Origin of the sequence: Arthrobacter sp. WCS2018Hpa-7 (assembly GCF_031843805.1) — a bacterium.
Lineage (GTDB): Bacteria > Actinomycetota > Actinomycetes > Actinomycetales > Micrococcaceae > Arthrobacter.
Genome location: NZ_JAVTJB010000014.1, coordinates 46,914 through 69,764 on the forward strand (window position 1 = coordinate 46,914; position 22,851 = coordinate 69,764).

18 protein-coding genes are annotated in these 22,851 nt (G+C 64.3%); 5 read left to right on the forward strand and 13 right to left on the reverse strand.

Annotation, left to right across the window (positions count from 1 at the left end; translation table 11 throughout):
- Positions 1-88 precede the first annotated feature (88 nt).
- Genes RQH14_RS15270 through RQH14_RS15285 form a run of 4 tightly spaced genes read right to left on the reverse strand, consistent with a single transcriptional unit; the run spans position 89 to position 3,964 of the window.
- Complete coding sequence (locus tag RQH14_RS15270; RefSeq protein WP_311214088.1) at positions 89-730, reverse strand: Poxvirus protein I5; 642 nt, start codon at positions 728-730, stop codon at positions 89-91.
- 22 nt (positions 731-752) lie between these two features.
- Positions 753-1,679 carry a carbohydrate ABC transporter permease gene (locus RQH14_RS15275; protein ID WP_311214022.1) on the reverse strand — a complete coding sequence of 309 codons (927 nt, stop codon included), beginning with the start codon at positions 1,677-1,679 and terminating at the stop codon, positions 753-755.
- A complete protein-coding gene (locus tag RQH14_RS15280) occupies positions 1,676-2,626 on the reverse strand; it encodes a sugar ABC transporter permease (protein WP_311214023.1) in 951 nt (316 codons plus the stop codon). Before RQH14_RS15280 ends, RQH14_RS15275 begins: the two co-directional genes overlap by 4 nt.
- 51 nt (positions 2,627-2,677) lie before the next feature.
- A complete protein-coding gene (locus RQH14_RS15285; protein ID WP_311214024.1) occupies positions 2,678-3,964 on the reverse strand; it encodes an ABC transporter substrate-binding protein in 1,287 nt (428 codons plus the stop codon).
- 219 nt (positions 3,965-4,183) lie between these two features.
- On the opposite strand from RQH14_RS15285, the gene RQH14_RS15290 reads away from it, so the two are divergent.
- Positions 4,184-6,214, forward strand: coding sequence for a beta-galactosidase (locus tag RQH14_RS15290; RefSeq protein ID WP_311214025.1), 2,031 nt, complete (start codon positions 4,184-4,186; stop codon positions 6,212-6,214).
- Positions 6,215-6,371: 157 nt separating this feature from the next.
- Here RQH14_RS15290 and RQH14_RS15295 read toward each other — a convergent pair whose 3' ends face one another.
- From RQH14_RS15295 to RQH14_RS15305, 3 genes are all read right to left on the reverse strand, one after another.
- On the reverse strand, positions 6,372-7,760 hold the full coding sequence (locus RQH14_RS15295; protein ID WP_311214026.1) for an extracellular solute-binding protein: 1,389 nt from the start codon (positions 7,758-7,760) through the stop codon (positions 6,372-6,374).
- Positions 7,761-8,010: 250 nt separating this feature from the next.
- Positions 8,011-8,946, reverse strand: coding sequence for a carbohydrate ABC transporter permease (locus RQH14_RS15300; RefSeq protein ID WP_311214027.1), 936 nt, complete (start codon positions 8,944-8,946; stop codon positions 8,011-8,013).
- Positions 8,939-9,883: a sugar ABC transporter permease gene (locus RQH14_RS15305; RefSeq protein ID WP_311214028.1), complete on the reverse strand. Its 945-nt coding sequence runs from the start codon at positions 9,881-9,883 to the stop codon at positions 8,939-8,941. Before RQH14_RS15305 ends, RQH14_RS15300 begins: the two co-directional genes overlap by 8 nt.
- 386 nt (positions 9,884-10,269) lie before the next feature.
- On the opposite strand from RQH14_RS15305, the gene RQH14_RS15310 reads away from it, so the two are divergent.
- Genes RQH14_RS15310 through RQH14_RS15320 form a run of 3 tightly spaced genes read left to right on the forward strand, consistent with a single transcriptional unit; the run spans position 10,270 to position 14,764 of the window.
- Complete coding sequence (locus RQH14_RS15310) at positions 10,270-11,508, forward strand: dienelactone hydrolase family protein (RefSeq protein WP_311214029.1); 1,239 nt, start codon at positions 10,270-10,272, stop codon at positions 11,506-11,508.
- Positions 11,505-13,598 carry a DUF6807 family protein gene (locus RQH14_RS15315; protein WP_311214030.1) on the forward strand — a complete coding sequence of 698 codons (2,094 nt, stop codon included), beginning with the start codon at positions 11,505-11,507 and terminating at the stop codon, positions 13,596-13,598. Before RQH14_RS15310 ends, RQH14_RS15315 begins: the two co-directional genes overlap by 4 nt.
- Positions 13,595-14,764, forward strand: coding sequence for a M24 family metallopeptidase (locus tag RQH14_RS15320; protein ID WP_311214031.1), 1,170 nt, complete (start codon positions 13,595-13,597; stop codon positions 14,762-14,764). Before RQH14_RS15315 ends, RQH14_RS15320 begins: the two co-directional genes overlap by 4 nt.
- 149 nt (positions 14,765-14,913) lie before the next feature.
- Here the strand turns inward: RQH14_RS15320 and RQH14_RS15325 are convergent, their stop codons facing one another.
- The 5 genes from RQH14_RS15325 to RQH14_RS15345 are packed head-to-tail and all read right to left on the reverse strand — an operon-like array spanning position 14,914 to position 20,857.
- On the reverse strand, positions 14,914-16,365 hold the full coding sequence (locus RQH14_RS15325; protein WP_311214032.1) for an aldehyde dehydrogenase (NADP(+)): 1,452 nt from the start codon (positions 16,363-16,365) through the stop codon (positions 14,914-14,916).
- Complete coding sequence (locus RQH14_RS15330; RefSeq protein ID WP_311214033.1) at positions 16,346-17,491, reverse strand: mandelate racemase/muconate lactonizing enzyme family protein; 1,146 nt, start codon at positions 17,489-17,491, stop codon at positions 16,346-16,348. Before RQH14_RS15330 ends, RQH14_RS15325 begins: the two co-directional genes overlap by 20 nt.
- The gene (locus tag RQH14_RS15335; RefSeq protein WP_311214034.1) at positions 17,491-18,396 is read right to left on the reverse strand and encodes a 5-dehydro-4-deoxyglucarate dehydratase; all 906 of its coding nucleotides are present in this window, start codon (positions 18,394-18,396) and stop codon (positions 17,491-17,493) included. The genes RQH14_RS15330 and RQH14_RS15335 overlap by 1 nt, the downstream gene beginning before the upstream one ends.
- Positions 18,393-19,415, reverse strand: coding sequence for an NAD(P)-dependent oxidoreductase (locus RQH14_RS15340; protein ID WP_311214035.1), 1,023 nt, complete (start codon positions 19,413-19,415; stop codon positions 18,393-18,395). The genes RQH14_RS15335 and RQH14_RS15340 overlap by 4 nt, the downstream gene beginning before the upstream one ends.
- A gap of 29 nt (positions 19,416-19,444) precedes the next feature.
- Positions 19,445-20,857: a Gfo/Idh/MocA family oxidoreductase gene (locus RQH14_RS15345; protein ID WP_311214036.1), complete on the reverse strand. Its 1,413-nt coding sequence runs from the start codon at positions 20,855-20,857 to the stop codon at positions 19,445-19,447.
- Between the two features lie 180 nt (positions 20,858-21,037).
- Between RQH14_RS15345 and RQH14_RS15350 the strand changes: the two genes are divergently transcribed.
- Positions 21,038-22,069 carry a LacI family DNA-binding transcriptional regulator gene (locus RQH14_RS15350; RefSeq protein ID WP_311214037.1) on the forward strand — a complete coding sequence of 344 codons (1,032 nt, stop codon included), beginning with the start codon at positions 21,038-21,040 and terminating at the stop codon, positions 22,067-22,069.
- 41 nt (positions 22,070-22,110) lie between these two features.
- Here the strand turns inward: RQH14_RS15350 and RQH14_RS15355 are convergent, their stop codons facing one another.
- The gene (locus RQH14_RS15355) at positions 22,111-22,809 is read right to left on the reverse strand and encodes an FCD domain-containing protein (protein WP_311214038.1); all 699 of its coding nucleotides are present in this window, start codon (positions 22,807-22,809) and stop codon (positions 22,111-22,113) included.
- Positions 22,810-22,851: the final 42 nt, after the last annotated feature.

The window sequence follows — 22,851 nt, forward strand, 5'->3', positions numbered from 1 at the left end:
TCAGCGGGTTGGGGGCGGATTCTTATGGAGTTTTTGTACACATAACGCCCTTAAGGAGGCTCCTAAAGGGCATTAGCTGTACAAAAACTCAGCGATTGGAGCGGATCTTAATGGCTGCGGCGGCCAGGACCAGGGTCCCGGGCACGATCACGAACAACGCCTGCAACATCCAGACGAAGACGACCGCCATGAAGAGGGCGGCGAGCAGCAGCAAGGAACCGCTCCAGTCACGCACCGAGTCATCCTTGGCGCTTGAGTAGGCAGCTGCCCAGCGTTGCTGGCCCGGCACCTCAACAGGCTGCCGGCCTGCATCGCCGTCCCAGTTCACGCCACCGCTCCAGTTGGCAGCGGTGCGGAGCAGGAGGATCGCCCCGGCCGCAGCCAGAATCAACGTGGCCGGCAGGATGACTGCACGGCCGGGCAGTTGACCCACCAAAGCGAGCAACAGGTTCAGGACAATCACGACGGCGGCTACCGCCGTCGTGATGCCAAACTTCCAACTGCCGGGAAGCGCACGACGGAAATTGCCCCACAAGCTCCGCAGGGAATCGTCCCTGCCGCTGAGGTGCCTTTCCAGGTGCGCGACGCCGGCCGCATAGGCAGCCGGCGCCGTCACCAGGGGGACGGACAAGAGGAGCACGATGACCCCGGCCAGGATGGTCTCGGCAAAGAGGGCAAAGCGGTTGACCGGAATTCCGGGCTTCCCCGAGGACTTGCCAGTGGCGTTCATAGTGCTCATTCTCTGTTATCCCTTAGCCTTTGAGGCCTTGTGTGGAGACGCCTTCGACGATGTAGCGCTGGAAGACGAGGAAGAAGACCAGGACCGGGAGGAGGGCCAGGACGGACATGGCGATCATGGCGCCGTAGTCCGAGGACTGGGTTTGGTCCACGAAGAGCCGCAGCGCGAGTGGCAGCGGGTATTTTTCGGGGGTGTTGAGGTAGAGCAGCGGGCCGAGGAAGTCGTTCCAGCTCCAGATGAAGGAGAAGATCGAGGTGGAGATCAGGGCCGGTTTCATGAGCGGGAGCATGATGGACCCGAAGATCCGGACGTGCCCTGCACCGTCGATCCTGGCTGCTTCGTCCAGTTCGGCCGGGAGGCCACGCATGAACTGGACCATGAGGAACACGAAGAACGCGTCCGCGGCGAGGAACTTGCCGATCAGCAAGGGCACGTAGGTGTCCACCAGGCCAAGCTGCTGGAACACGATGTACTGCGGGATGATGACCACGTGGAAGGGCAACAGCAGCGTGGCGATCATCATGCCGAAGAACAGTCCGCGGCCGGGGAAGTTGATCCGGGCGAACGCGTAGGCCGAGATGGACGCCGAGAGGACCGTTCCGACGACGGCGCCGACAGCCAGGATCAACGAGTTGGTGAAGAACGTCAGGGTGGAGACCCCGCCGATGCCTTCCATGGCCGTGATGAAGTTGTTGACGCTGAAGTTGGCCGACCACAACGCGTTGTTGGCGCCGCCGATCTCGGAGTTCGGCTTGAAGGACGCGGAGATCATCCACAGGGCCGGGTAGAGGACCATGGCCACCAAAGCCAGGGCGACGATGTGGAAGATGGTGCTCTTGATCCGTTTGACCGTGGTGGACTCGGACTTCGGGTTGTAGACCGGTGCCGGGGTGGCGGGCGTGGTGGGTTGGTTTTGGGTGGGTGTTGCCATGGTTGTCATTTCGAATCACCGCTGTAGTGGACCCAGGACTTGGAGGTCTTGAAGAAGATCAGCGTGATGATGCCGACCACGATCACCAGGAGCCAGGCCATGGCCGAGGCGTAACCCATCCGGAAATCGGAGAAACCGCGCAAGTACAGGTAGAGGGTGTAGAAGAGGGTGGAGCCTGCCGGGCCGCCTTCACCGTTGGAAATGATGTAGGCCGAGGCGAAGATCTGGAACGCGTGGATGGTTTCCATGAGCAGGTTGAAGAAGATCACCGGGGAGAGCATGGGCCAGGTGATGTTGATGAACTTCCGGACCGGGCCGGCGCCGTCCATCGAGGCGGCCTCATACAGGTCCGTGGGGATCTGCTTCAGGCCGGCCAGGAAGATCACCATGGGGGCGCCGAACTGCCAGACGGTCAGCAGGATCATCATGCCCATGGTCATGTTGGGGTTGCCCACCCAGCCGCCAAGGTTGATCCCGAAGAAGGACAAGCCCTGGTCCACCGGGCCGGAATCGCCGAACATGGCCTTCCAGACGATCGCGATGGATACCGAAGCACCGATCAGCGAGGGTGCGTAGAACGCGGACCGGTAGAAACCCTGCCCCTTGCGTTTGCTGTTGAGCAGCATCGCGATCGCCAACGCCGCCGCGAGCTTGAGCGGGGTTCCGAAGACCACGTACTGCATGGTCACGCCCACCGACTGCAGGAACCGTTCGTCCTGGAAGAGGGTGACGTAGTTATCGACACCGATCCACTTGGGGGCATCGAAGAGGTTGTAGTTGGTGAAGGACAGGTACAGCGAGGAAATCATCGGGCCCACGGTCAGGGCGATGAATCCCAGCAGCCACGGCAACAGGAAGGTGTAACCGGCGCGGGTGTCCGCCCCACGCCGCCGCGATTTGCGCGGCGGCGTGGGAGCGGAGGCGGCACGCCTGCTCAGGGTTGGGCTTTGCGTCACGAGAATAATCCGTCAGTTAGGAAGGCCGGGATCAGACACAGAAGGTCTGAATCAGGCGTTCTGCTTGATAAGGTCTTCGGCTTCCTTGAACCACGCATCAGCTGCGCCGTCCACGGTCAACTTGCCGTAGTTCAGGTCCTGCGTGACCCGCTTGAACGTGGACTCCAGGGTGCCGAAACCAACAATGGGCGGCTCCGGGGCATCCTTGAGGTACTTCTCGATGGACTTCTCGTAGTCCACCACCAGCTTGTCCGTGCCTTCGAACGTGGTGCCGTCGCGCTGGGTCTTCGACGCCGGAACACCGCGGGAGGTCTTGAAGATCTGGCCCACCTCGGGATCGTTGACCATGAAGTCAATGAACCGGGCAGCAGCGTCCTTGTTCTTGGTCTTGGCGCTGGCCACCATCAGCATGGAGGGCTTGAGGAACAGGCCCAGGTTATCCGGATCATCCGAGGGGACCGGGACGAGTTTGAGTTCCTTGGCGCCGGAGTCGGCGAGGTAACCGGCCATGAAGTTATCCCAAGTGACCTCAGTGGCGGTCACGTTGGAACCGAACGGGGACTTGGGCAGCAGCTGGGTAGCCTTGTCCTCGCCCACAATCGCACCGGTACCGCGCAGGTCCGCGGTGAGGTTCCACCACTTCTTCAGGTCATCCTTGGAGAAACCAAGCTTTCCTTCATCGGTGAAGGCCTGGATGTTGTTCTGCCGCAACCAGATGTTGAAGTTCCACCAAATACCCGTGTAGTCGGTGCCGCCGAACAAGGTGCCGTTGCCCTTCGCGCCAACCTCGGCCAGGAAGGTGTTGAACTCCTTGTAGTTCCAGGAACCATCCGGCTCCGCGATACCCAGCGAAGCGAGCTTGGCGGGGTCGTAATACACCGCGAAGGCATTGGTGCTGGTGGGGATGCCGTAGGTCTTGCCTCGGATCTGGCCCGAGGGAAGGAGGGACTTATCGAACGCGTCCGTGTTGATCTTTACCGTGCCCAGATCCAGGAGCTGGTTCCGCTGGCCGTAATCCCGCAGGTAGGACAAATCCCACTGCATCACGTCCGGCAAGCCACCGCCGGCAGCCTCCGTGGCCCGCTTCTGCCAGTACCCCGCGAAGTCCGAGAAGTTGCCGTTGACCTTCACGTCAGGGTTCTTGGACTCAAACAACGCAATGGCCTTACGGGTGCGCTCGGCACGGTCGTCATTGCCCCACCACGTGTACGTGATGGTGACGGGGTTCTCCGCCGAACCAGTCTGGGCCGGTGACGAAGACTGGCCACACGCGGCCAGGAACGCGGCAGACGCAGTGCCCAGAGCCACCGTACCCAGGAATTTCCTTCTATCGATCATGAGAGCCTCCTTGCTCAGTTGGTGCAAGCTGGTCGAGTTCTCTACAACGTGGCAGTGATCTCGCTTACACTCGTTCTGAATCGATACAATATCCCTAATTATCAATCTGGGCAAGCGTTTTCCAAAGAACCTGCTTCGCAGTGATTTCATCGGTACGCTGCTTGCATACGCTCCGGCCACAGCAGAGACTGAAACCGCCACCATGACGAAGGAGTCACCTTGACCTCCCCCGAAAACACCAGCAGCGCACCTGTCTGGAACAGCATCGACGGACTCGCCTACGGTGGCGACTACAACCCTGAGCAGTGGCCCGAAGACATCCGGCTGGAAGACATCGAGCTGATGAAGGAAGCCGGCGTGAACTTCCTGAGCGTCGCCATCTTCTCCTGGGGACTTCTGGAACCCACCGAAGGCAACTACGACTTCGGCTGGCTGGACGATGTCCTGGACAACCTCCATGGAGCCGGAATCAAAGTGGCCCTCGCTACCGCCACCGCTTCTCCCCCGGCCTGGCTTGCCCGCGCATACCCCGAGATCCTTCCCGTCACCGCGGAAGGAGTGCGGCTGGAACGTGGCTCGCGACGCCACTACACGCCGTCGTCGGCTGTCTATCGCAAGTACGCCACCGCCATGATGCGGGTTATCGCCGAACGCTACAAGGACCACCCCGCCCTGGCGCTGTGGCACGTGGACAACGAACTTGGCTGCCACGTTGGCGAGTTCCACGGAGAAGAAGACGCCGCCGCTTTCCGGGCTTGGCTGGGGCGGCGCTACGGCTCCATCGAGGCCCTGAACGAGGCCTGGGGAACAGCGTTCTGGTCCCAGCACTACGCCTCATTTGCTGACATCATCCCGCCGGGCGCGGCTCCCACCACCCTCAACCCGGGCCAGCAACTGGACTTTGCCCGCTTCAACTCGTGGGTGTTCATGGACTACTACCGCGAACTGCTGGCCGTGATCCGCGAGGTCACCCCGGCCATCCCGGCTACCACCAACTTCATGGTCTCCAGCGCCACCAAGGCCCTGGACTACTTTGACTGGTCCAAGGACATGGACGTGATTGCCAACGACCACTATCTGGTGGCCGCGGACCCGGAACGCGAAATCGAGCTCGCGTTCAGCGCAGACCTCACCCGTGGCGTAGCAGGCGGACAGCCCTGGATCCTGATGGAACACTCCACGTCGGCCGTCAACTGGCAGCCGCACAACCAGCCCAAGATGCCCGGCGAAATGCTCCGCAACTCACTCGCCCACGTGGCGCGCGGTGCCGATGCCGTGATGTTCTTCCAGTGGCGGCAGAGCAAGGCAGGCTCGGAGAAATTCCACTCAGCCATGGTTCCCCACGGTGGCCGCGACACCCAGGTGTGGCGCAATGTGGTGGACCTCGGCGAGGCACTGGCCAGGCTGGAACCCGTCAAGGGATCCCGGGTGGAGTCCCGGGTGGCTATCGTGTTCGATTACGAGGCCTGGTGGGCGTCGGAGCTGGACTCGCACCCCAACAATTCGCTGAAATACCTCGATACGATGCGGGCGTTCCACCGCTCCCTGTACCTCCGCGGAATCACCGCGGACTTCGTCCATCCCTCAGCGGACCTCGCAGGCTACGACCTCATCCTGGTCTGCACCTTGTACTCCGTGACGGACCAGGCCGCTGCTTCGATTTCCGCCGCTGCGGACCGTGGCGCCACGGTCCTGATCAGCTACTTCAGCGGCATCGTCGACGAGCGCGACCACGTCCGTTTGGGCGGTTACCCCGGCGCTTTCCGTGACTTGCTGGGCATACGCAGCGAGGAATTCCACCCGCTGTTCCCCGGCACCTCGGTCACGTTGAGCGATGGAACTTCCGGCTCCGTGTGGAGCGAGCACGTGCACGTTGCCGGGTCCGCCGGCGCTTCGGCCGAGGTCCTGGCGACCTTCACCGACTACCCGCTCGACGGCGTCCCGGCACTGACGCGTCGATCCGTCGGAAACGGTTCGGCCTGGTACCTCGCCACGCTCCCGGATGCCGCCGGCATCGATGCCCTGACCGCTCGACTGGTGGACGACGCCGGGGTGACGGCCGTGGCCGAGGCGACTGCCGGCGTCGAACTTTCCCGCCGGCGCTCCGACGACGGCCGCAGCTTCCTGTTCGCCATCAACCACAGCAGGGAAGACCTCACGGTCAAGGCCGACGGCGCCGAACTGCTCAGCGGCCTGCGCTTCACCGGAGTCGTCCCCGCCGGAGCCGTGGCTGTCATCGCGGAAGATTAACCCAAGTAAGTAGCAGATCATGCCGTTCTCACGCGTCAGAACGACATGATCTGCTACCCAGTTGGGCCGGCACACGAAGGCTGACGCACACGAAAAAACCGCGCCCCGCCGGATCACGAATGATCCGTCCGGGGCGCGGTTGTTTTCTGAGGAAAAGTTAGCTGATGGCGGACTTCATTTCGTCCACAGCCTTCTTGCCGGCCTCTTCAGTGGAGAGCCTGTTGAACAGGACCTCCGAGGTGTACCGCTTCACAATTTCCTGGATGGAACCAGCGCCCTTCGGCGGTGCTGCAGGCGCTTCGCCAAGTTCGCCCTTGATCCCGTCAATGAAGCTGACAACCTTGACGTCGGCCTTGGCCAGCTTGGGTGCGATGGCCTCACGGATCTCGGAGTTCGGGTACACGCCGCGGTCTGCCAGCAGAGCCTCGCCGGCCTTGACGTTGTTGGTCAGGAAGTCGATGAACTTGGCAGTCTCTTCCGGGTGCTTGGTACGCGATGACGCGGACCAGAACTGGGAAGCCTTGTACCAGAGCTTGGCGTCTTCAGCCTTGCCCGTCTTGGACGGGAAGCGCAGGATCTGGAGTTCGCCGCCGGCAGCCTTCTCGAGTGCCGGGAGCTGGTTGGACCACCAGAAAGCCAGGCCGTTCTTGCCGGTAGCCAGACCACTCTGGTCCAGCGGAGCGGCTTCGGCTTCAACAACCTCCGATGCCGACGGAACAGCCTTCTTCTCGCTGAGTTCCTTCAGGAAGCCCCACCATTCGGCGATGTCCGAAGGCTCAAAGCCCAGCTTGCCGTCCTCCGTGTAGAGGGACTTGCCGTTCTGGCGGAGCCATACTCCGAGGGATGCTTCATCCGTGCCGTAGGCGGCGGCGCCGTAGGTGCCCTTGGGCGACTTGGCGGTGACCTCGGCGGCAACGCGCTCGAAGTCTTCCCAGGTCCAGGTCTTGTCATCCGGAATGGCGACGCCTGCTGCCTGGAAGACTGCCGGGTTGGCCAAGATGGTTGCGGCGTTGATGCCTGCAGCGATGCCGGTCAGGCCTTTCTCGCCCTTGCCGGCTTCCAGCGCGGCTTCGTCGAGCTTGGAGGTGTCGATCTGGTACTTGGAGAGGTCCAACAGGGCGCCGCGGGTGGAGTACTCGGTGATGTACTTTTCGTCCATCTGGATGATGTCAGGAGCATCGTTGGCTGCCACTTGGGTGGCCAGCTTGTCCCAGTAGCCGCTCCAGTCGCCATACTCGGGCTTGATCTTGATGTTGGGGTTCTCGGCTTCAAACGCAGCGATGGCCGCCTGGGTTACCTGGGCCCGCTTGTCGCCGCCCCACCAAGCGAAGCGCAGCTCCACCTTGCCGTCGGCGCTCTTGGCGTCCGATCCTCCGCCGCCGCCGCAAGCGGTGAGGGCGAGGACGGCTGCTGCCGTGGCAGCGACCAACGCCGAGGCGCGAAGTTTGCGCTTGTTACGCCGGGCTTTGGGAGCCTGGGCTGCGGGAGCCGAAGCTGTTGACCCTGCTACGGGGGCGACTGCCTCACCTTTGGGATGTACCGGCACTGTTGTCTCCGATCTTCATTGATCCTGATGCGATTGGGAAAGCGTTTTCTTACTGATGATTATGATACAAGTCACAATCTTGTATTACAAGATGCAAACTTGTCTTAGTTGTTCAAAGGCTCGACGCCGGTACCCAGTGTCGTCGGCGCGCATGTCGACGGCGGTACGCACCGCCGTCGACACCTGGCCCCGGGCGTCACTCGCCAAAAGGGGGCGGCAACCGCCGCCCTCTTCCGGCGATACTCGCGGCCTATTTGATGCCGGTGGTGGCGATGCCCTTAATGAGGAACCGCTGGCCGAACAGGAAGACGAGGAACACGGGGAGCAGGGACACGATGGACATCGCGAAGAGCGATCCCCAACTGGTGGCCGACTGCGAGTCAACGAATGCCCGCAGTGCCACAGGGACGGTAAACATGTCCGGGTCCGTCAGGTAAATGAGGGCTCCGAAGAAGTCGTTCCAGGTCCAGATGAACGTGAAGATGGTGGTAGTGGCCAGGGCCGGGACCATCAGGGGCAGGATCACGCGGAGGAAGATCCTGGGGTGGCCGGCGCCGTCGATGCGTGCTGCTTCATCGAGGTCCTTCGGGATACCGCGGATGAACTGGACCATGAGGAACACGAAGAACGCGTCAGTGGCCAGGAGCTTGGGTACGATCAGCGGCCAGAAGGTGTTCACCCAGCCGATCTGGGAGAACAGGATGTACTGGGGCACAATCACCACGTGGAACGGGAGCATGATGGTCAGCAGCATGATGCCGAAGAAGATCTTCTTGCCGCTGAACTGCAGCCGGGCGAAAGCGTAGGCCGCCATGGAGCAGGAGATCAGGTTGCCCAGGATGGAGCCCAGGACCACGATCGCCGAGTTGATCATGTAATGCCCGAACGGGTGGGTCAGCGCGGACCAGCCATCGGTGTAGTTGCTCATTTCCAGGTTCTCCAGCCAGAGGCCGGGTTCGCGGAAGATGAGATCGTTGGGCCGCAGGGAGGAAACCACCATCCACAGCAGCGGGTAGATCATCACACCGCCCACGATGATCAGGATGGCGTGCTTGATCAAACCTTTGATGCGGGCACTGCGGCTGAAAGCGAGGCTGCCACGGGACTCGCGGCGGCGCGGGCTCTTTCCGGACTTGCCAGCCTTGGCGTCGGAGGAAGCTGCGGGGAGGGTCTGGAGTTTAGTCATCGTAGAACACCCAATACTTTGAAGCGATGAAGTTGATGGCAGTGAAGACACCGATGATGACCAGCAGGAACCAGGCCATCGCTGAGGCGTAACCCATATCGAACTGGCCGAAGCCCTTTTGGTACAGGTACAGGGTGAAGAACATGGTGGAGTCGGACGGGCCGCCGTTGCCGCCGGAGACGATGAACGCCTGGGTGAACGACTGGAACGAACCGATGATCTGCAGCACCAGGTTGAAGAAGATGATGGGGCTCAGCATCGGAAGGGTGATCCGCCAGAACTTCTGCAATGTGGTGGCGCCATCAACTTCGGCTGCCTCGTAATACATCACAGGGATCTGGCGCAGGCCGGCCAGGAAGATGATCATGGGGCTGCCGAAGGTCCAGACGTGCAGCAGGATGATGGAGCCAAGGGCGGTGTTGGGGTCTGAGATCCAACCGGGGCCTTCGATGCCCACCATCGCCAGGACCTGGTTGACCAGGCCGGTGGTGCCGAAGATCTGCTTCCACAGGATGGCAACGGCAACGGAGCCGCCCAGCAGGGACGGCAAGTAGAAGATGGAACGGTAGAACGGAAGTCCGCGGAGACCTTTGTCCAGGACCAGCGCGATGATCAGTGCCACCGCCAACTGGAGCGGAACACCCACCAGCACGTACGTGAAGGTCACACCCAGCGAGTTGTGAAGACGGGCATCGCCGAACATGCGGACGAAGTTATCCAGGCCTACCCACTCAGGCGGCTGCAGAAGGTTGTAGTCCGTGAAGGACAAGTACAACGACATCAACATGGGGCCAACAGTGATGGCCACCAAACCCACCAACCATGGCGAAAGGAAGATGTACGCTGCCTTGTTGTCGCGGCCGTTCGCCTTCTTTTCCTCCTTGGTCATGGGGCCCTTGCGGCGGGTCATTGTCGAGAGTTCGCCAATAGCGCTCATCGTTTCCCCCTCGCCGGCCCGCGAACGCCTTGCGGCGTCCCCGTGTGTAATACAGCGGCCATGTGGTCTCCTTTGGTCATCGTGGCCATCCACGCACTTCGAGTCTGGTTGGTGCTTGCCTTCCGGGGCGCCGATGTTCCGGCGCTTCCCCTGAGGGGCCGGGATTCAGGTCCCGGGCTTCAGCGGCTCCGTACCAAAGTAAACGTTTTCTTGACCCATGTACAGCCTTTTGCTAATTTTTGAGAAAGCGTTTTCTGATGAAGCCGCCCCATCCGATTTCCCCACGCTGAAGACGCCCGGCGTGCGCCCCCGCACACCCTCGACGCATCGAAAAGTCAGGACACCATTGTTCCCCACCGACTGCGACTGCCGTGAGCGCTGCTGACATGGCAGATACACCCACCCGTCCAAGCGCATTGGCGCGCTACGAAGACTGGCCGGACTACGCCCTCCGCCATCGCTTCACCGCGGCTTCTCCGGCCGCGCAGCAACTGGCCGACACACTTGGCGTACCTTCCGTAACACCGGACCTTGAGTACACGGTGCACTCCGAAACAGCGCACGACGACGTCACCACCTCCCACTTGTCCTGGCAGTTGGGCTTTGGGCCGAGGACATCGGCCTGGTTCGTTCGGCCCACCGGGGAAACCGGCCCGCTGCCGGGCATCCTCGCCCTGCACTGCCATGGTGGAGTCAAGGCCTACGGCGCGGAGCGGCTCGTGTCCCTTCCGGGCAACTCACTTCCGGCCGACAAAGAAGATCACGACGGCGGTGCCTCCAACGCGGGCGGCTCCGGCCAGGCGCTGCGTCCCTTTGGCCCCATCCCGGCCGAGGTGCGAAAGAAGCTATATGACGGCCGCGCACTCGCCACATGGATGGCACAGCAGGGCTTCGCAGTGCTGGCCCACGACACCTTCATGTGGGGAAGCCGGGGCTTTGGCCTGGACACCCTGCCCTGGCGGACCGCCACCGCCGTCAACGGCCAGCGGGCACTCTGGCGGGAGTCCGGCGTCGAACCTTCCGCAGCTGAACAGTACAACGCGGCAGCAGCTGCCCACGAGGAAACCGTGGCCAAAGCCGCGACGCTGCTCGGCAGCAGCGTCGCCGGAACCGCAGCGCACGACGACCTTGCCGCGCTGGGCATCCTCGCGACGCTCCCAGGGGTGGATTCCGAACGGCTCGGCTGCCTCGGTTTCTCCGGCGGAGGCGGGCGTGCCATGGTGCTCGCTGCCTTGAGTCCCCTGATCCGCAGCTACGTAGTGACGTGCATGATGACCACCTTTGGCTCGCTGCTGCCGGCGTACCTGGATGCCCACTCATGGTTGCTTCACTCCCCCGGTCTCTCGAAGCTGGGGGACTGGCCGGACCTGGCCGTGCGCTCCGACGCCAAGGTCCTGGTCCAATACGGCATGGCTGACCAGCTTTTCCCGGAACAGGGAATGCGCGATGCCCACCAGCACCTGATGGAGCACCTGCCCGCCCGGTACACCGGCAGCCTTTGGCCCGAACCCCACGTCTTCACCCAGGCCATGCAGGACGAGGCCGCGGTCTTCCTTGCCGCAGCCCTGAAACCCACCCAATCCGGCAATTCCCCCGCACCTGACCTCACTAGGACAGCCTCATGACCCAGCCCTTAACAGCCTCCGCTGCGGAGGTTCACTCCCGGCTCCCCCGTGTCGCACTGGTGGGTGTCCACGGCTTCGGCGAACGGCACCTCGCCAACCTGGATCGGCTGGCTTCGGCCGGCACGCTGGATCTGGTGGCCGTCGCCGATCCGCGTCCTCCCGCCGACGGAAAACTTGGCCCTGGCGTTGAGGTCTTCCCTTCCCTGGATGAGCTGTTGGCGGCAGGAGTCGAGCCGGATGTCGTGATCATTTCCACGCCGATCCAAACGCACGCTCCCCTGGCCCTGGCGGCGCTCAAGGCCGGCGCCAACGTGTACCTTGAAAAGCCCCCGGTGGCCTCCATGGAGCAATACCAACAGGTCATGGCAGCAGCCGCGAGCGCCGGCCGCCTGGTGCAGGTGGGCTTCCAAAGCCTGGGCTCCGAGGCCCTCCCCGCCATTGAAGCGCTGGTGGCCGCCGGTGAGATTGGAGAGGTCCGCGGGCTCAGCGCAACAGGTTTGTGGCTGAGGACCCAGTCTTACTTCAAGCGTTCCCGTTGGGCCGGCACGCGCAGCCTGAACGGGACCGACGTGGTGGACGGTGTGGTCACCAATGCCTTGGCACACGCTGTGGCTACGGGGCTGCGGCTTGCCGGGGCACGAACGGTCTCCGACGTTGCCTCCGTGGAGACGGACCTCTACCGGGCCAATGACACCGAGAGCGACGACACCTCAGTAGTGAGGGTCCGAACCACCAAAGGCACTGGGTTGGCGGGAGGACCTGTGCTGACGTGCGCCTTGACGTTGTGCGCACCGGTGCAATCGGCACCTGCAGTCACCGTCTACGGCACGGTGGGGCAGCTGACGCTCTTCTATACCGAGGACCGCGTGGAGATCACCACGCCCCAGGGGGTCAGGACCAAGACCTTCGGACGGACCGACCTGCTGGAGAACCTGCTGTCCGCCGGCAGCGAGGAGGATCTCCTCAGCCCCCTCAGTGGCGTCGGCGCGTATGTGTCGGTGCTCGAGGCGATCCGCACTGCGGAGGCTCCCCGGCTGATCCACCCGGACTTTGTCACGTGGGAAGGCGAGGGCGACGACGCCCACCCCGTGGTGCACGGCATCGAATCGTTGATCCGCCGGGCAGCGCTGGGGCAAGCCACGTTTGCCGAGCTCGGAGTGCCCTGGACAGGTGCCGCTGCAGGCTCCGGGGCCGCCCCTTCGAAACTGCCGGAATTCCGCGTCGATGGCACGCACGTCGCCACGCTCCAGGACGGAACGAGCATCCGCCCCACGTCGTCACCCCGGCCTTACCTGCACCCAGTGCGAACACTTGCGGGGACCGTGGTGACGGATCATGTCCCGGAAGACCACGTGTGGCATCTGGGCGCGGGCGTCGCCATCCAGGACGTGGACGGCATCAACTTCTGGGGCGGGCGCACCTACACCCGGGATGCCGGCGCCTACGTCTGGCGGAAGGACCACGGCCGCATCGTCACGGAGTCCGTTGACCACTCCGAGGGGCAGCGGCGTGAACAGTTGAGCTGGCTCGGTTCCGACGGATCACCGGTACTCCGCGAACAGCGCGAATGGCGCTGGGCCGCCGTCGGGCCTTCAGCATGGAAACTGACGCTGGACTTCACGCTGGAGTCCGCCACCGGACGCCCGGTGCTGCTGGGCAGCCCGGGTTCCAACGGGCGGCCGCAAGGTGGTTACGGAGGCTTCTTCTGGCGGCTGCCGAAAGTCAGCGACGCCACCATCTGGACCCCGGATTCACGCGGTGAGGACGCTGTTCACGGCACCGCGGCGCCGTGGTTGGCGTGGTCGGGAACGTTCGACGCCGGAACAGCCGGCGCCGCGCACGTCACCGGCGACCCCGGGCTGGGTCACCCGGCAACCCTGGTGTTCCTTGCCTCACCGCAAGCGCCGGACCTGTGGTTCGTGCGGCACTCGGGCTATCCCGGCGTCGGCCTTTCCCTGGCCTGGGACCGCCCGGTATCGGCCGAACCCGGCCACCCTGTCCACAGGACCGTCACCGTGCTCGTCACGGATGGCTTCCTGGCAACACAAGACATTGAACAACTCATCTCAACTTTGGGGGAACCGGCATGACCACGCCTACTCAATCCACGCCGTTCACCGGCCAAGCGCCAACGCAGGCACCAACGACGGTGAGCGCAGCGGCGCCAGCCCGCACGGCGCCCGGCAACACCGCGCCCGGCAACGCCGCAGACCGCGCAGTGAAGCGCCGCCGCGTGTTGGACATCCTGGACGCCGCCGGCCGGGATTCGCTCCTTCTGACGTCCAACACAGCGCTCACCTGGTACCTGGACGGGAGCCGGGTCCACATCAGCCTGGCCGGCGACCCCATCGCAGCCCTTCTGGTGGACCGCGACGGCGACCACCTGGTGACGTTCAACAACGAGGCCGGGCGCATCGCTGCCGAGGAATTGCCCGGTGGCGTCAGCCTTCACACCGTGCCGTGGCATGGCCAACTGCATGCGGTCGCGGCCGGGCTGGCCGTTGATGGTGACCCCTTGGTGGAAGCAGCCGTCACCGCGGAACTGCGCGCGGCCCGCCAGGAACTGCTCCCGGCCGAGGCTGCCCGTTATGCCGAACTGTCCGCTGATGCCGCCACGGCCATGACCGATGTCCTCACCGCGGCAACCCCGGAGACCACGGAGTTCCAGCTCGTTTCGGACCTGGCCGCGCGGATTGTGGCGGTGGGAGCCGAACCGCTGGTCCTGCTCTGCAACGGTGCTTCCCGCAGCGACTTCCGCCATCCGCTGGCCACGCACTCCCCCATCGGACGGCGTGCCATGGCCGTGGTGTGCGCCCGCCGGAATGGCTTGGTTGCCAACGTGACCCGGTGGGTGGCGTTCGACGCCGGCACTCCCCACGAGCTCGACGCCGAGGCCCGGATTGCTGCCGTGGAGGCGGACATCTTCCGTGCCACTGTCCCCGGAGCCCGGCTCAATGAGATCTTCGCCGAGATCAAGCTGGCTTATGCACGGCATGGTTTCGGCGAGGATCAGTGGACGCTGCACCACCAGGGCGGGCCGGCAGGTTACGCAGGCCGCGATCCCCGGGTCACGGCAGATGTGACGGACGCGGTGGTGCTCAACCAGCCCTTCACGTGGAACCCGTCCGGCCCTGGTGTGAAGATCGAGGACACTGTCCTGCTCACGGATTCCGGCGTGCGCGTCCTGACCACCGACGACCGGTGGCCGACCACCGACGTGGACGGCCGCCGTCGTCCGCTGACGCTGCGCCCGTAGCACCTGCACCCAACGCAAAAGGGGCGGGGTCACCGTGATGGTGACCCCGCCCCTTTATCGTGTGCGCTTACCCAAGTAAGTCGCAGTTAATGTCGTTTTGAGGGCTCAGAACGACATTAACTGCGACTTAGTTGGGTGCGGGCGGGGGGTTAGCTGAGCGTCAGCACGCCGTCCACGCGGCGCGGGATGCCCAGCGGGTTGGCGTCGTGCAAGGCCGGGTGCAGGACCGTCTCCGGAGCATCCTGGTAGGCCACCGGACGCTGGAAGCGGCGTACGGCGGTAGCTCCCACGGAGGTGAACAGCGATGTGGTGGCCGGGTACGGACCGCCGTGCTGCTGGGCCCAGTTCACGGCAACACCCGTGGGCCAGCCATCGAACAGGACCCTGCCAGCCAAACCGCTGAGCTGCTCCACAAGTGCAGATACATCTTCACCCGGTTCCGCGTGAACGGTGCCCGTGAGGCTGCCCGGAACCTTTGCAAGGGCTGCGGACAGTTCCTCCTGGTTGGCGTACTCGATAAGCAGCGTGGTGGGGCCGAAGCACTCCTCCAACAGCTCTTCGGGGCGCTCCAGCACGTTGGCTGCACTGGTGGAGAACACCACGGGTGCGGCGCCGTCGGCCAGGCTGTTCTGCTGCACAGTGCCACTGACGACGGCGACCCCTGGCTGGTCTGCGACGTTACGGAGCCCGTCCGGGTAGGCCTCGGCGATGCGCTCGGTGAGCATGGCAGCGGTGGGCTTGTCCTTGCTGGCCTCGGCCAGGTGTGAGGCAAAGTCCGTGCCGGCCGGGATGAAGACCAGGCCCGGCTTGGTGCAGAACTGGCCGGCGCCCATCGTGAACGAGCCCGCCAAGCCCGCGGCGAGCTGCTGGCCACGTTCGGCCAAGGCATCCGCAGTGATAACCACGGGGTTCAGGCTGCCGAGCTCACCATAGAACGGAATCGGCTCCGGACGGGAGGCCGCGAGATCAAACAGGGCTCGCCCACCGGGAATGGAGCCGGTGAAGCCAACGGCCTTGATGGCGGGATCCTCGACCAGGGCTGTGCCTGCCTCGCGGCCGCTGACCAGGGCGAAGATCCCTTCCGGCGCTCCGGCCTTGGCCAGAGCTTCGCTGACAACCTCGGCAGTCCGCTCAGAGAGCCGGATGTGGCCGGAGTGCGCCTTGACGATCACCGGGCAACCCACGGCCAGCGCGGAGGCGGTGTCGCCGCCGGCCACGGAGAAAGCGAATGGGAAGTTCGACGCCGAGAACACCGCCACAGGGCCGATGGGTCGCAGGATGCGGCGCAGGTCGGGCTTCGGCGGGGTGGACGTCGGATCGGCGTGGTCAATGACGGCCTCAAGGTAGGAGCCCTCGGTGATCACGTTGGCGAACAGCCTCAGCTGACCGCTGGTCCTGGCCACCTCGCCGGTGAGCCGGACGGTCCCCAGGCTCGTCTCGGAATCGGCGATGGCCACCAGTTCGGTCACGTTGGCGTCCAGGGCATCGGCGACAGCGGTCAGCCAGGCCGCGCGCTCGGCATCGGTTGCTGCTGCGGTCACCTTTGCGGCTTCGGTGGCTGCGGCGGTGATGGCTGTCAGGTCAAGAGTTGCTGTACTCAATGCGGTTTCCTTTACTCTCAGGGGCGGCGGTCTCAGGGGCGGGCTGTTTCGCGGTGAACTCAAAGCCCAGCCCGGGCCGGCCTGTGCTGCTTAGGGTGCTCTGGCCGTTGCTGTTGGTGATCCGTACCGGCGAAGGCCCGGCCAATAGTCCGAGTTGCTCGAAGGACGCGTCTTCCACGTCCTCCACGCTCACGGCTTCGGCAAGGGTGAGCGCCAGCTGCCCGGAGAGCTCCGGAAGCAGGTGCGGCGCCACCCTGATGCTGTTGGCCCGGGCCAGCTCAACGATCCTGCGGAACGGCGTAATGCCGCCCACCCGGACGATGTTGGGCTGGATGATGTCCACGGCTTCGGCTTCGATGAAATCGCGGAAACGGTAGATGGTGTGCACGTTTTCCCCCAAGGCAATGGGTACCGGAGAGTGCTTGCGCAAACGCCGGTAGGCCCAGAGGTCGTCGGCCCGGATCGGTTCTTCCAGCCATTCCAGTCCGTACTCCCCCAAAACGTCCAAGGCACGGAAGGTATGGGCCAGGTCCCAACGCTGGTTGGCGTCGATCATGAGCAACCGGTCCGGACCGATGACCTGCCGGACCGCGGCGACGCGTTCGGCATCTTCCCGGAGTTCGGGCTTGCCCACCTTGATCTTCACGGCATTATGCCCGGCAGCAACCCATCGCTGCGCCTGCTCCACGAGCTGCTCCAAGGTGTAATGCAGGTTCACGCCAGAGCCGTAAACCTCCACCGATTCCCGGCGCTGGCCCAACAGCCCCGTGACCGAGGTGCCGGCCTGCCGTGCTTTCAGGTCCCACAGGGCCAGGTCCACGCCGGCCATCGCGATGGTGGTGAGGCCTCCCCCGCCGGCCTCATGCAGCCGCTTCCAGAGCTGGTCCCACACGATCTCCGGGTTGGCTTCGAGGCCAAGGATGAACGGTGCAATGTCGTAATCCAGAAGGGCTTTGACCGCCTGGGGACCAACGGTGGGTGTCCACGAGAATCCGTGGCCCGTGCCGCCGTCGTCCGTGGTCAGTTCGGTGACGATCACATGGTTCTCGGGCGCCTCGGCACCCCAGCTGCGCAGCAGCGGGACCGTGATCAGCCGGGTGGTGAGGCCCGTGATGCGGGCCGGCATCAGCTGCCGGCCAGCTCGTGGCCCTTGGCCAGGATGGACTTGAGCTCCAGCAGTTGTTCTTCGCTGGGGTCCACCAGCGGAGGACGGACCGGGCCAACGGGCAGCCCGGCAAGCCGCAGGCCTGCCTTGATGAGGGAAACGCCAAAGCCCGGGGTCTGGTCGCGGAGCCGGACCAGCGGAGCGTAGAAACCTTCGAGCAACGCGTGACGGCGCTCTTCATCACCGGAGACGTAGGCGTCGTAGTAAGCCTTGGCGATTTCCGGTGCCATGGCGAACGCTGCCGAGGAGTAGAGCGGGATGCCAAGGCCACGGTAGGCACCCTGGGTCAGCTCTGCGGTCAACAGGCCGTTGAACAAGGCGAAGTCAGTGCGGCCGCTGGCGTTGATCGCGGAGACGATTTCCTGGGCCAGGCCGACGTCGCCGATTCCGTCCTTGAAGCCCACAACCTTCGGGTTGGCGGTGAGGCGCGTGATCGCCTCGGCGGTGAACTTGGCCGTGCCGCGGTGGTACACGATCACCGGCAGGCTGCTCGCGGCGGCGATGGCCTCGACGTAGGCCACAACACCGTCCGTGGGACCGGTAACGAGGTACGGCGGGAGCACCAGGAGGGCATCCGCGCCGGCTTCCTCGGCGACCTTGGCTGCCGCGATGGCGTGACCCAGCGGTCCACCGGCACCGGAGACCACGGGAACAGCTCCAGCAACAGCCTCGACGGCGGCGGTCACCACGGTGCGGATCTCATCGATGGAGAGCGCATGGAATTCACCGGTGCCGCAGGCGGGGAAGACCCCGCCCGGGCCGAACGGCAGGCGGGAGGTGATGTGCTCCTTCAGCAACGCCACATCCACGGTGCCGTCTTCAGCGAAGGGAGTGACGGGGAAGAACAGTACGCCGTCGAAATTCATGGGGTCTCCTTGGTTGCTCCCGCCGGGACCAGGCCGGCGTGGTTCTCGTCATTGAGTGCTGCGGGTTTGAGTGCTGCTTGGTGGTTCTCTTGGCCGGATGCGGTATCCGCGCCTTCGTACGGCGGGGTGAGTTCAGTGCGCCACGAACGCTTGGGTTCCCAGCCAAGGAGCTCGCGGGCTTTGTCGATGGAGAACGCCGGGCTGGTGCCGGTCAGCTGTTCGGTGAGGGGCCCGCTGCCCGGCAGGAAGCGCGGGAACAATTCCGCCAAGGGCGCTGTAGCCAAGGCATCCTTGGCGCCCACAAAGAAGACCTGGCCGTTGGGGATGCTGTCCATCTTCTCCAACAGCACGTCCAGGAAGTCGGCCACATCCCGTGCGTCCACGTAGTTGAACAAGGCCGGTGCGGACAGTGCGGGATCGTCCAGGCGCTGCCGGATGGTGTGCCCCTGTTGCGTCAGGGCGCCTTCCCATTCTTCCGGGGACAGGACGTAGCACGGGCGGAAAGCCGCATACCGGATCTTGTCGCCCTGTGCTGCGGCGAACATCTGCACGGTTTGCTCGGCGATCAGCTTGGACAGCGCGTAGGCGTTCCACGGCGTGGGCGGCGTCTGCTCGTTCAGGGGGAACGACGGCGGCAGCCACCCGGCCGGTGAGCCATAGCCCAGGGCGGTGGGGCTGGACGCCGTCACGATCTTCGGGACGCCCGCGTCGGTGGCCGCACTGACCACCGCGTAGGCGAGCCGGGTGTTCGTGCTGAAAATGACGTCCTCGGGTGCGCTGAAAGGTACGGCAATAGCAGCGAGGTGGATGACGGCGTCGGGCGCTGTTTCGCGGATGAGCCGCTCCGCTTCCCCCGGTGCCAAAAGATCAGCGGTGTACTGCTCGGCTCCGGCGGGCAGCTGCTCCGCGGGAATGGCGTCCCGGTCCACCGAGATCACCTTGTGGCCGGCGTCTGCCAGTCCAGCCACAACGCTGCGTCCGAGGCGACCGGAACCTCCGGTGACGAAAATCCTGCTCATGGTCTTGTCCTTGTTTGGTAGTGAACCGGTCAGGCCTGGCTGCGGCTGAGGTCGGCGCCGAGGCCAAGTTCGCTGATACGGACGGGCTGGTCGGTCTCCAGGGACTGGTTGCCGGCGATGCCCACCGACACGGAACGGAGTCCGTCGATGTAACCGGATGGACGGCCCAGAGGATCAATGCCGGGACCGTTGAAGAGGTCCGAGAGCAGCAGGTTGTCACCGCCGCCGTGGCCGCCTTCGCCGTTGACGATCGGAACTTCGTAGGCAGCCTCCCAGTGGCGCTGGACCACCAGGCGTTCACCGTTGCGGCGTACGGCGTCCTCTTCCTCGATGGGAGTGGCGCTCGGGTCCACCACGGTCTTCTTGTCGGTGCTGGACTCGACGGCGGCGCGTTCCACCACTTCGAGTTCGGCCCGGCCTTCGGTGCCGTTGACGGTGACGCGGTAGCCTTCCCACGGGCTGTGGGCGTTAAGGGAGTAGCTCAGCGTCGGGCCGCCCTGGTAGTCCACCACGAGGGCCAGGTTGTCCTCGATGGTGATGCCCTCGGTGAAGACGTCCTGGTCACGGATGTAGCCGTCAAACTTTTCGTTGTCGTAGTACAGGGCCTTCAGTCGCTCGTCGTCGCGCATGTCCAGGCGGAAGGGATCGTGCTCGAGGCCATCAACGGTGCCGCGCTCCGGCCGGGCTCCCAGGCCGCGCTCTGCAGCGTTCTTGTCGCCGTAAAAGCGCAGGCCGCCGGAGGCAAAGACTCGCTCCGGAACATCGTTGATCCACCAGTTGACCAGGTCGAAGTGGTGGGAGGCCTTGTGGATGAGCAGGCCGCCGGAGTTCTTCTTTTCACGGTGCCAGCGGCGGAAGTAGTCGGCGCCGTGCACAGTGTCCAGGACCCAGCTGAAGTCGATGGAGGTGACCTTGCCAATCACGCCGTTCTGGATGACTTCCTTCAGTGCCGTGTTGCGGGGCGAGTAGCGGTAGTTGAACGTCACCACCACGTTTTTGCCGGTTTTCGCCACGGTTTCGGTGATGCGGCGGCAGCCGTCGACGTCGATCGTCAGCGGCTTTTCAACCACGACGTCGGCACCGGCCTCGAGCGCCTCAACGATGTAGTCCGCGTGGGTGTAGTCGGGCGTCGTGACGATGACGCGCTCGATGTCGTTGGACTGGATGAAGCTGGTGAGCTGGCCCGGCTCGAAGGATGCAACGGGCTCCGTTCCGCCAAGCTCCTTGATGAGCTCCTGGTAGAAGTCCACCCGGCCCTGGTTGACGTCGGAGAGCGCAATAAGTTCTGCAACGTCCGAGTGCTGCCCGTAGATGGCCCGGATGTACATTTCCGAGCGGCCACCGGTGCCGATGAGGGCGATGCGTGTCCGCTTGCCGCCTTCGGCCTGGGCTGTGGGTGTGGCCGTTTCGGTCTGGGTCTCGGCTGAGTCGACGGTGACCATGTGGGATGCCCCTTTCAAAAGGCAGGAGTGAACCGCTTGACGGCCCGGCTTCGTATGGGAAGAATCATGAGAAAGCGTTTTCTCAGAGCGTTATAAGCTTTGTATCAAGACTCTGGTGGTCACGTCAACCACTGCTCCAACGACGGTGCATTCGGGAGACGACCAATGGGAAGGGGCCACATGGCACGCAGGAACACCAACAGGCGCGTCGGGATAGCTGATGTCGCGGAGAAGGCCGGCGTCTCGCACGCCACCGTCTCACGCGTCATGAACGGTAACGCCGCAGTGGATCCCGGGATCGCAGCGCGGGTTCGGGCAGCCGCCGCGGAATTGAAGTACCAGCCCAATCCGGTGGGGCGCAGCCTTGCCCTGGGCAAGACGGACACTATCGGCATCGTGGTCCCGGATCTGGCCAATCCAACCTTCCAGGCCATCCTCCGCGGGCTCAGCATCGCCGCCGCCCAGGATGGTTACCGCGTCCTGATTGCCGACTCCTCCGAAGTCACCAGCGAGGAAGCCATCCTGGCCGGGGAAGCCCGTCGTCGCTGCGATGGCGTGGTGCTCTGCGCACCCCGCATGGCCGACGCCGAACTTGAAGAGCTGGCGCCCACCCTGCACCCGCTGGTGCTCATCAACCGCACCACCATCGCCACCAACACTCCGAGCCTGAGCGTGGACTACGGGCAAGGCATCCAGGAACTGGCGCAGCATCTGGTCTCCCTGGGACACCGCCGCCTGGCGTTCCTCTCCGGCCCCGAGCACAGCGCCTCCAACCGCCAACGCCTGGTGGGCCTGGACCAGTTCCGTGCCGAGCACCCGGAGATCGAACTGCAGATGCTCCACGGTGGATCCAACTTCGATTCCGGCCATGAGTCCACCGAAGCCATCATTGCCAGTGGTGCCACCGGAATCCTGGCCTTCAACGACCTCGTGGCCATGGGGCTGCTCAGCGGCCTGCACGAGCGCGGGGTGCGCGTTCCGGAGGACATCTCCGTGACGGGCTTCGATGACATCCCGTTCGCCAAATACACCACTCCCCCGCTGACCACCGCTGCCGTGCCCATCAACGAGCTCGGAAGCCTTGCCTGGCGGAGAATGCGGGAACAGATCCAGCAAGCCGGCGAAGCCACCACCCAGGCGCAGGACGAGTTCTCCCCCAGGGTGGAGATCCGCAAGAGCACCGCGGCACCCGCCCTCACGCCCGCCAGTTGACACTTATTGCCAATGTTCGGCGCGAACATTGGCATTAAGTGTCACTTCGGCGAGGGGTTTGCGCCCACTCCGGCCTCCGTGTAGAAGCCCTGGATGTGGGCGGCCACCAGCTCAGCTGCCTTGCCGCCGTCGTGGTTGTTCACCGCGGTGAGGATGGCACGGTGCTCGGCCCGGAGCCTGGCTGAGGTCGCGTTCCAGTCCGGCAGGTTCCCCGTCAGCTCACCTGCGTAGTTCTCGATCGCGCCGCGGAGCGAAGCCATCATGGCGCTGACCACCGCGTTGCCGGCAGCCTGCGCGAGTGCCACATGGAAGCGGGCGTCCAGGGCAAGGAACGTATCGATGTCCGGGGCGGTGTCCATCTGATCCAGCAGCTCCGCAGCTTCCTCCAGCTCCGGCACTCCCACATGGGCCCGTTGAGCCGCCCACGATTCCAGCAGGACGCGGGTCTCCACGATGTCCGCCACGGGAAGATGGCGTGTTGCCACGTGCAGCCTCAGCGTGGAACCCAGCGCGGAGCCCGGCTCGGCAATCACCACAGTGCCGGCATCCTTGCCCGAACCCACGCCGGCACGGACCACGCCCATCGCCTCGAGGATACGGACTGCCTCGCGCACGGAGGTCCGGGAAACCTTCAGCTGCTCAGCCATGGCGCGTTCACCCGGCAGCCTGCCGCCGAGGGCAAGGTCTCCGTCGGACAGCTGCTTCTCGATCCATTGCAGGACCAGCTCGTGGGTACGCATAACGGAATACTAGTTGATGTGGTCCAACCACATGGATTACAG